This window comes from Streptomyces viridosporus (assembly GCF_002078235.1).
In the GTDB taxonomy this organism is placed as follows: Bacteria; Actinomycetota; Actinomycetes; order Streptomycetales; family Streptomycetaceae; genus Streptomyces; species Streptomyces viridosporus.
The window spans coordinates 22,560-31,203 of the sequence record NZ_MSGP01000020.1 but is presented as its reverse complement, the minus strand read 5'-3'; the positions used below and the strand labels follow the sequence as shown (position 1 = coordinate 31,203).

The 8,644-nt window shown below is 71.9% G+C and carries 9 protein-coding genes and 1 pseudogene; 8 read left to right on the top strand and 2 right to left on the bottom strand.

The window, feature by feature from the left end:
- Positions 1-88: 88 nt before the first annotated feature.
- Positions 89-1,042 carry a HAMP domain-containing sensor histidine kinase gene (locus tag B7L92_RS01690; protein ID WP_081235723.1) on the bottom strand — a complete coding sequence of 318 codons (954 nt, stop codon included), beginning with the start codon at positions 1,040-1,042 and terminating at the stop codon, positions 89-91.
- A 283-nt stretch (positions 1,043-1,325) separates the two neighbouring features.
- Between B7L92_RS01690 and B7L92_RS01685 the strand changes: the two genes are divergently transcribed.
- The 4 genes from B7L92_RS01685 (at position 1,326) to B7L92_RS01670 (ending at position 3,722) form a co-directional block, all read left to right on the top strand.
- Positions 1,326-1,652, top strand: a complete 327-nt coding sequence (locus B7L92_RS01685) for a TraR/DksA family transcriptional regulator (RefSeq protein ID WP_081235722.1) — start codon at positions 1,326-1,328, stop codon at positions 1,650-1,652.
- A 48-nt stretch (positions 1,653-1,700) separates the two neighbouring features.
- A complete protein-coding gene (locus tag B7L92_RS01680) occupies positions 1,701-2,087 on the top strand; it encodes a TraR/DksA family transcriptional regulator (RefSeq protein WP_255310710.1) in 387 nt (128 codons plus the stop codon).
- A 142-nt stretch (positions 2,088-2,229) separates the two neighbouring features.
- The gene (locus tag B7L92_RS01675; RefSeq protein WP_004980040.1) at positions 2,230-3,033 is read left to right on the top strand and encodes a rod shape-determining protein; all 804 of its coding nucleotides are present in this window, start codon (positions 2,230-2,232) and stop codon (positions 3,031-3,033) included.
- A gap of 65 nt (positions 3,034-3,098) precedes the next feature.
- Positions 3,099-3,722, top strand: coding sequence for an Rv1733c family protein (locus B7L92_RS01670; RefSeq protein ID WP_081235720.1), 624 nt, complete (start codon positions 3,099-3,101; stop codon positions 3,720-3,722).
- A gap of 26 nt (positions 3,723-3,748) precedes the next feature.
- On the opposite strand, the gene B7L92_RS01665 is transcribed toward B7L92_RS01670, so the two are convergent.
- Positions 3,749-3,958 (bottom strand): hypothetical protein, encoded by a 210-nt coding sequence (locus B7L92_RS01665; RefSeq protein ID WP_081235719.1) that lies wholly within the window; start codon positions 3,956-3,958, stop codon positions 3,749-3,751.
- Positions 3,959-4,256: 298 nt separating this feature from the next.
- Between B7L92_RS01665 and B7L92_RS01660 the strand changes: the two genes are divergently transcribed.
- The 4 genes and pseudogenes from B7L92_RS01660 to B7L92_RS01645 all read left to right on the top strand — a co-directional run bounded on the left by B7L92_RS01660 (position 4,257) and on the right by B7L92_RS01645 (position 8,629).
- The gene (locus B7L92_RS01660; RefSeq protein ID WP_081235718.1) at positions 4,257-4,766 is read left to right on the top strand and encodes an NfeD C-terminal domain-containing protein; all 510 of its coding nucleotides are present in this window, start codon (positions 4,257-4,259) and stop codon (positions 4,764-4,766) included.
- A gap of 124 nt (positions 4,767-4,890) precedes the next feature.
- Positions 4,891-6,318 (top strand): flotillin family protein, encoded by a 1,428-nt coding sequence (locus tag B7L92_RS01655; protein ID WP_081235717.1) that lies wholly within the window; start codon positions 4,891-4,893, stop codon positions 6,316-6,318.
- A 323-nt stretch (positions 6,319-6,641) separates the two neighbouring features.
- Positions 6,642-7,343: pseudogene (gene xynA / locus B7L92_RS01650) on the top strand (endo-1,4-beta-xylanase XynA); the annotation flags it as partial.
- Positions 7,344-8,200: 857 nt separating this feature from the next.
- Positions 8,201-8,629, top strand: coding sequence for a hypothetical protein (locus B7L92_RS01645; protein WP_081235715.1), 429 nt, complete (start codon positions 8,201-8,203; stop codon positions 8,627-8,629).
- Positions 8,630-8,644 lie beyond the last annotated feature (15 nt).

The window sequence follows — 8,644 nt, the reverse complement described above, 5'->3', positions numbered from 1 at the left end:
CGGTCGAGGATGAGCCGGACCCCGCGCCGCACCAGGGCATGGTCGTCGGCGAGCAGGATCCTGATCGTGGTCGGGTGGGCGTCGTGGCTCATGACTGCTTCCTGACGGCGGGCGCGGCCAGCCTGATCCTCGTACCGGTCGGTCTCACGGGGGCGATGTCCAGTGTGGCCCCGATGAGCAGGGCCCGTTCGCGCATGCCGCGGATCCCGGCGCCCTCGTGGGCGGCCCCGATGCCGCGGCCGTCGTCGCTCACCTCGAGGACGACGCCGTCGTCGGCGCCCCGCAGACTCACCGTGACGTTCCGCGCCTCGGCGTGCCGGGCGGCGTTGGTCAGACTCTCTTGGGCGACACGGTAGATCACCAGCTCGGTCTCGTGGTCGAGCGGGGGCAGATTGGCGTCGAAACGACGCGTCACACGCAGCCCGGTGTGCGTGGCGAACTCGGTGGCGAGCGAGGTGACCGCGCTGACCAGACCGAGGTCGTCCAGGACGCCCGGCCGCAGCCGGCGCACCAGGCGGCGGACCTCGTCCAGGCTCGCCCGGGTGATCTCCTGAGCCTGCTGCAGTTCCCCGCGCAACGGGTCGGACGCCTCGTCGGCGGCCTGCTTCAGGGCCAGCAGGATGGCGGTCATGCTCTGCCCGACCTCGTCGTGCAGCTCCTGGGCGATGCGGCGCCGCTCGGCCTCCTGGGCGAACAGGGCGCGGGCGCTGCTCGCGGCGCGCTCCCGCTCCAGCCGCTCCAGCATGGCGTTGAACGTCCTGACGAGTTCGGTGACCTCGCCGTGGCCGCGCACGGGAAGGCGCTGACCGGGACGCAGCAGGTCGACGGTGGTCATCAGCCGGGTCACCCGGTCCAGCGGGGCGAGCCCGATGCGCAGCAGGGCCGCGTTGGCCACGAGCATCACGCCCAGGCCGCCCACGAGGATCACCGCCTCGGTCAGCAGTACCGGCACCGACACGGTCACCGGAGCCCACAGCAGCAGCGCGGTGGCCATGCCCAGCACCACCGCGTTGAGGCCGAAGATCCGCCAGTAAAGGGACACGGAGGTCACGCCTTCCTCTTTCTCGTCACCCTCTACTGTCGGTCACCGTGCCGTCCAGTGCGGCTGCGACCCCCCATGGTCCCGGCGGACGCGGCCAGCGTGCACGCCCCCGCTCCCCCCGGTCCATGGGCCCCGCGCCCCATTTCCCGCGGTCCGCCGGACCCATGCCGCGCCGGGTGGGTCCTTCGACCCCGCACAGATGGGTACCGCGCCCAATGGGCGTGATGCGTGGAAACGGCGAGGGTGGAAGCATCACCCGCCCATTTGCCTGGAGGACCTTGCCGTGTCGCTCGACCTGCCCCGCACCGAACTGCGCCCCGACCACCCCGCCGCCGACGAGATCCGTCAGCGCCTCGAGCACGCCCGCAGTACGCGCCTCGCTCAGCTCAAGGCCCTGGACGAAACGGGGCAGAGCGCCGAGGACCACCTCATGTCCAACCAGAGGGAAGCCATCCAGCGCGCCCTCAAGGAGATCGAGGAGGCGTTCGCCCGCCTCGGGGACGGCACCTACGGGACCTGCCTCGGCTGCTCGAAGCCCGTGCCGCCGGAGCGGCTGGAGATCCTTCCGCACACCCCGCACTGCGTGACCTGCCAGAGCCGCGCGGCCTGATCGCGCCCTTGTTCCGTTCCCCTCCCGCTTAACCCAAGGGGTGAAGTGGTGACCCACCAGACCATCGGTGAGCGCGGCGAGGTCCTCACCTCCGAGGACCTCGCCGCGCTGCGCGACAACCTGCACGAGCAGCGGCTGTTCCGTCAGGAGCAGTTGCGGCAGTTCGCCGCCGACTCCGCGTTCCCCGCCGACGAACCGCACGGCGTCGGCGAGGACGAGGTGCGCGGCCCCGGCCAGATCGAGGTGCGCGTCAAACTCGCCGCCTCCGCCCGCATGGTGCTGGCCGACGTCGAGGCGGCGCTCACCCGGATGGACACGGGCACCTACGGCATCTGTCACCTGTGCCGTCGCCCCGTACAGCGCGACCGTCTGCTGATAGTTCCGCAGGCCCGTTACTGCGCCCGCTGCCAGCAGGTGCGGGAGGCGGCACGATGACCACGCCACGGCCGGGGCGCGCCGCGCGCCCCGGACACGGGCGGTCCTGCGGTCGCGGCCACCTCTTCGGGGATCCGGCCGCGACCACTGCTTTCCCACCGGACCCCACGTTCGTGGGTCCGCCCGCACAGGAGGCTGTCCGATGACCGTGATCCGGCGTTCGCGCCCGGCGGCCAGGCGACACATCCCCTGGCCGCTGTGCCGCCGGTGCTCCGGAATCGCGCTCGACCTGGGGAGCGCCCGTACCCGCGCGTGGATCGCGGGGCGGGGGGTGGTGCTCGACGTGCCGACGGTGACGTTCCCGGGCAACGGCGCCCTGCACCCCATCCAGCGCGGCACCATCGTCGACACCCCGGGCACCGCCCGGATGCTCGACCGGCTGCTCGGGCCCCGCCTGCCCCGCTTCGGCCGCCCCCTGGTCGTGGTCACGGCGCCGGTCCTGGACGGGCTCGCCTTCCGGACCGAGGCCCGGACGGCCGTCGAGATCCTCCGCCCGCGCGCCGTCCTGACCGTCCCGGGCGCGCGGGCGGTGGCCCTGGCCGCCGGCGCCGACCACGCCCGGCCGCTGCTGGTCGTGGACATCGGCGCGCACCTCACCGAAGTCGTCCTGCTCGCCGAGGGCGCGGTCACCGACGCACGCCGCACCGCGCTCGGCACCGGCGACCTGGGCGACGACACGACGCCGGAGCAGCTCACCGACGCCGTGGTCGACATGGTGACGGCGATGCTGCGGCAGGACCGCACCTCCCTCACCCGCACCGCCCTGCGCCGCGGAATCCTCCTGGCCGGCGGAGGCGCCCTGCGCCCCGACATCACCCAGGACCTCCCCGGCCGGCTCGGCTGCCCGGTGCAGCCGGTGCCGTCCCCGCACACCGCCGCCGTCCGGGGTGCCGCCAGTCTCCTCGCCGCGGAGCACCACCACCCCTCCGCCACCGGCACCGCCTGACCCGGCGCCCCGGCCCCGCTCCGCCCCACCTGCCTGCGACCCGAGACTCCGAAAGGAGTGACGACGTGGCGTGCGAGATACCACCGGCACAGCCGCCCCCCGGCCCGCCTCCGCGCCCCCTGCTGTGGCGCTGGCGGCGCAACCCCCTGCGCCGCCGCACCGACGCGCTCCAGGCGTGGCTGGGACTCGGGCTGCTGTTCGCCGTGCTGGTCGTGGCGCCCGTGGCCACCGTCCTCGTGGGCGACGCCGCCCACCGCCACTACGAGGACACCGCCCGCCACCAGGCCCTGACCCGGTACGAGACGACCGCGACCCTCACCCGGGACACCCCGCGCCACCCGGAGCCGGGGTCGGACGAGGAGAAGAACACCCGCTACCCGGCCGAGGTCCGCTTCCTCACCCGTGAGGGGCGGACCCGGACGACACAGGCGGAGGTCCCGCCGGGTCTGCCCGCCGGCAACGAGGTCCGCATCTGGGTCACCACCGACGGCGAGGCGACCGAGCCGCCGCTGACGCGCGAGCAGATCCGCAGCCGCAGCATGGGCTGGGCCCTCCTCGCCGCCATCGGCGTCGCCCTCACCGGCGCCGCCGCCCACGCCCTGACCACCTTCGCCCTGCGCCGCCGCAACCTGGCCGACTGGGCCACCGCCTGGGCCGAGACGGCACCGCGCTGGACGACACCCACCTGAGCCGCCCGGCGCGCCGGGCCCCGGTGTCACCGGGGCTCGGGGGTGAGGGTCTTGACGCGGCGGAGGGTGAGGACGGTCTCCGCCGTGTGCACGTCGGCCAGGGCGCCGACCTTCTCGCTGAGGAACCGGTACAGGGCGTCGGGCGGAGGAGAACGAACCCGGCCGGAATCCGGTGCCGACCGGCGCGGGCGTACGCGGGCGCTCGGGTGGCACCGCGGTCCCGAGGGAACGGACACCGCGGCACCGCCCCGGGCCGGACCGGCCGCGACGCCCTACCGAACTGCCGGAGTCGGGCAACGAGTTCCGTGCCGCGCCGGCCCGGAACGGGCTCCGGGCCGGGACGGCGGCCGTTCCACGGCGCATTCGACCCTCATGTCGTCGACGCTGCGGCCCGAACGGCGGCGGAACCCGGGGGTCCGGAGGAAGGCGGCATTAATAACCCGTAAAGATTGCCGAGTTCTGGCAATGTGTCGTGCTCCGTTCACATGAGAGCATGTCCCGGCGGGGAGGTCGTCGAGCGAAAGCGGGGACCCGATGGAGTGGTTCGTGGGTCTCGGGATCGCGGGGCTGGTTCTGCTGCTGCTCTCGCTGGTCTTCGACGGGGTCCTGGAGGGCGTCTTCGACGGCGTGCTGGACGGCGTGTTCGACGGGCTGCTGTCGCTGCCGGTGATCGCCGGGTTCGTGTCCATGCTCGGCTTCGGCGGCGCGATCGTGCTCGGCACGACGGAACTGGGGGTCGTGGGCGCCACGGCGACCGGTGCGGTGGCCGGTGTCGGCGCGGGCTGGCTGACGTGGCGGCTCAGCCGCGCCCTGATGCGGGATCAGACCGACGCCACTCCACGGGGCGACGACCTCGTCGGCAGCTCCGGCTCCGTGGTGACCGCCATTCCCGCCGAGGGGTACGGCGAGGTGCTGGTGTACCTCGCCGGGCAGCCGATGAAGCTGGCCGCGAAGTGCCCGGTGCCCGTGGCACGGGGCGCCGAGGTCTGGGTGGAATCGGCGCTGTCCGCGACCTCGGTCGCGGTCCGGCCGGTCGAGCGCTGACCGGACGAGCGCCGACCGGTACGCCGTCGCGGCCCGCTTCCCCGGAACTCCGCCCCTCCCCGCGTCCGTTCCCGATCCGATCCGAACCGCCGTCCCCCGGGAGGGCTGAGGAGATATCACCAGCATGAGTCCTGTACTGATCGCCGTGGTGGGAGTCGTCGTACTCCTGGTCCTGCTGGCCCTCGTGGTGGTCACCCGCTACAAGGTGGCGGGACCCAGCGAGGCGTTCATCGTCACCGGACGGCGCGGCAAGAAGTCCACCGACCCCGAGACCGGCCGGGTCTTCACCGACAACAGCGGCCAGAAGGTCGTGGTCGGCGGCGGTGTCTTCGTCGTGCCGTTCGTCCAGCAGAAGTTCACCCTCGACCTGTCCAGCCGGCACATTCCGGTGGCCGTCCGGGGCGCGGTCACGCTGCGCGGGGTGAAGGCCAACCTGGAGGGCGTCGCCATCGTCAAGGTCGGCGGCACCGAGGACTCGATCCGCGCCGCCGCCCAGCGCTTCCTGCAGCAGCAGGACGGCATCGTCGGCTTCACCCAGGAGGTGCTGTCCGGCGCGCTGCGCTCCATCGTCGGCCGGATGTCGGTCGAGGACATCATCCGTGACCGCGCCGCCTTCGCCGGGCAGGTCGCGGAGGAGGCCGAGGCCAGCCTGTCCGGGCAGGGCCTGGTGCTGGACGCCTTCCAGATCCAGGACATCACCACCGAGGGTTCCTACCTGGAGGACCTCGGCCGGCCCGAGGCGGCCCGCGCCAAGCAGGAGGCCGACATAGCCGAGGCCGTCGCCCGGCGCGCCTCCGAGCAGGCCCGCCTCAAGGCGGAGGAGGAGATCGCGATCGCCCAGCGCACCTTCGCGCTGAAGCAGGCCGAGATCAAGGCCGAGACGGACGAGGCCGCCGCGCGCGCCGACGCCGCCGGCCCGCTCGCCGAGGCCGCCCGTCGGCAGGAGGTCCTGCAGGAGCAGGAGAAGGTCGCCGCCCGGCAGGCCGCGCTGACCGACCGCGAACTGGACACCAAGGTCCGCAAGCCCGCCGACGCCGCCCGCTACCAGGCCGAGCAGGAGGCCGAGGCCCGCCGTATCGCCCTGGTCAAGGAGGCCGAGGCGGCGGCCGAGCGGGCCCGTCTGACCGGTGAGGGCGAGAAGGCGCAGCGTGCGGCGCTCGCCGACGCCGTGCGCATCGAGGGCGACGCGGAAGCCGCCGCGATCGCCGCCAAGGGCGCGGCGGAGGCCGACGCCATGCACAAGAAGGCCGACGCCTTCGAGCGGTACGGCGACGCGGCGGTGCTCCAGATGCTGGTCGAGGTGCTGCCGCAGGTCGTCGGCAAGGCCGCCGAGCCGCTGGCCGCCGTGGACAAGCTGACCGTCATCTCCACGGACGGCGCGGGGCAGCTCCCGCGCACGGTGGCCAACAACGTCGCCCAGGGCGTGGAACTGCTCAGCTCCGCCACCGGCGTCGACCTCGCCCAGCTCCTCCAGGGCCTCGCCCGACGCGGCACGCCGGCGGCCTCCGCCCCGGTCGAGCCGGCCAACGGCAAGGTCGACATCACCGAGTGACCCTAGTGGCCCTTTCCCTCCGCGGAGCCCGGACGCCGAACAGGCGCCCGGGCTCCGCTGTCTCCACGGAACAAGGGCACTCGAAACTTTCGAACCATGTTGTAGGGAGTTCGCCGGGTAGTCGTCGAGTGTCGGAACTCCTTCAAGCTTGACCGGTCAAGTAGGTGGTTTGAACTGGGGGGATGCTGATCGCCTCCCAACCTCCTCGCATTCGAACTTTTCGAAACTTCTACCGAAACCGTTGACGGTTGACGCGAGCAGGCCAACACTGTCCGGCGTTGGCCCACCACCCGCACCGACCGTCACGAGGAGGCGCACCTCCCATGAACGCGTTCGCTCGCCCGAGAGGCCGCAGACACGGCCGCTCGGCACCGATGAGCCCCAGGAGCACCTGGGCCGTCCTGCTGGCCGCTCTGGCCGTGATGCTGCTGCCCGGCACCGCCACCGCCGCCCCGGTCATCACGACGAACCAGACCGGCACCAACAACGGCTGGTGGTACTCGTTCTGGACCGACGCCCAGGGAACGGTCTCCATGGACCTGGGGTCCGGCGGCACCTACAGCACCCAGTGGAGGAACACCGGCAACTTCGTCGCCGGCAAGGGCTGGAGCACCGGCGGGCGCAAGACCGTGAACTACTCGGGCTCCTTCAACCCGTCCGGCAACGCGTACCTGACGCTCTACGGATGGACGACCGGCCCGCTCATCGAGTACTACATCGTCGACAACTGGGGCACCTACCGGCCCACCGGCGAGTACAAGGGCACCGTCACCAGCGACGGCGGCACGTACGACATCTACAAGACGACCCGGTACAACGCCCCCTCCATCGAAGGAACCCGGACCTTCGACCAGTACTGGAGCGTCCGGCAGTCGAAGGTGACCAGCGGCTCCGGCACCATCACCACCGGCAACCACTTCGACGCCTGGGCGCGCGCGGGCATGAACCTGGGCCAGTTCAGGTACTACATGATCATGGCCACCGAGGGTTACCAGAGCAGCGGAAGCTCGAACATCACGGTCAGCGGCTGACCTCTGTCCGGCGAACGACCGGCTGCGGGCTCCGTCCTCGTGGCGAACCCGCCACCGCGGTCGACCCTCCCCCGGCCTTCGGCCGGGGGAGGGTCGACCGGTTCGACAACCAGCACCTCCGCACAGCGATCGGCGACATCCCACCCCACGAGCACGAGACCCACCACTGCGCTCCACACCGGCCCCCCCCCCACCGGCAGCTGGAGTCAGCGCAGAGAGCCTCCGCCGATCCCGGACCGGTTCACCGGCAGCGGCGACCGGTGTCCTGGCCGTGTGCGACGAGTCCGAGGTCCGACACCTTTCCGCAGCGCAGGTGCTTGCCGACCCGGTCGTACTCCCTCCAGAACTCGCCGTGGACAGACTTCGCCGTCAGTATGGCCGGCCCGCGTCGGTGATTTCGTGATCCGACGCGCCTGGACCCCCTACCGCTGGAACACCCGTCTCCGAAGCCCACGCCTCCGACGACCTACTGGCGGACGCACTGAGTCTTGATCGGTGCGCAGGCGCGAGTGCACGCCGACCACTCCGGGGCTGGTCGATCGGAGAGACGTAGGAGGGTGACTGCGCCTGTGATCCCACCGGGCTGGGCACCATCCGGCGGATCATGTGTGTGTGGGGGCCGACGAATCGCGAGTGATCGCTTCCGGGGCCGCGTCTGCCACCTTCGGGCAGGCGGGGAGGCCGGATCCACGGGGCATGACCCTGCCGGGATTCGATCGTTGTCGTCCGGGCTTCGGGGAATCAACCACCGGCCGCCCCGTGGGCGGGTGATGATGCAAGTGACAGGTGATCGGGTCGGTGGTCGCGCGAGCACGGCGGAGCGGCCTGCCCGGGCGGACTTGGGGGAATTCATGACGTTCGAGCAAGAGTGGGCCGAACTGCGTGCGGCGGCGGCCAAGCGGACTGCCCTGCAGACCAACAGTATTCCGGCCGCCGGCGGCGGAGGTGGTGGCGAGAAAGACCTGGTGGTCAATCGGGACGACCTCGGCGCCATCGGCAATGACGCGTACGACTTACTGGGACGGCTGGCGAAGGAGGGTGACATCGCCCGTTCCTCCACGTTCGACGCGGCGACGGCGCTGACCAACGGCAACTTCGTGAGCGGTTCGGCCGTGCTGAAGGTGCACGACTTCTGGCGGACCCACCTGAAGACGCTGCTGGACGCCTGCGCGCAGATCTCGAACCACCTCGATTACAGCAAGGCCCAGCACGCCAAGGACGAGGCGAAGATCGAGGGAGATCTGATGCGGATCTCCGTGCTCACGGAATACATGAAATAGGGCCCGGGGAGCGCG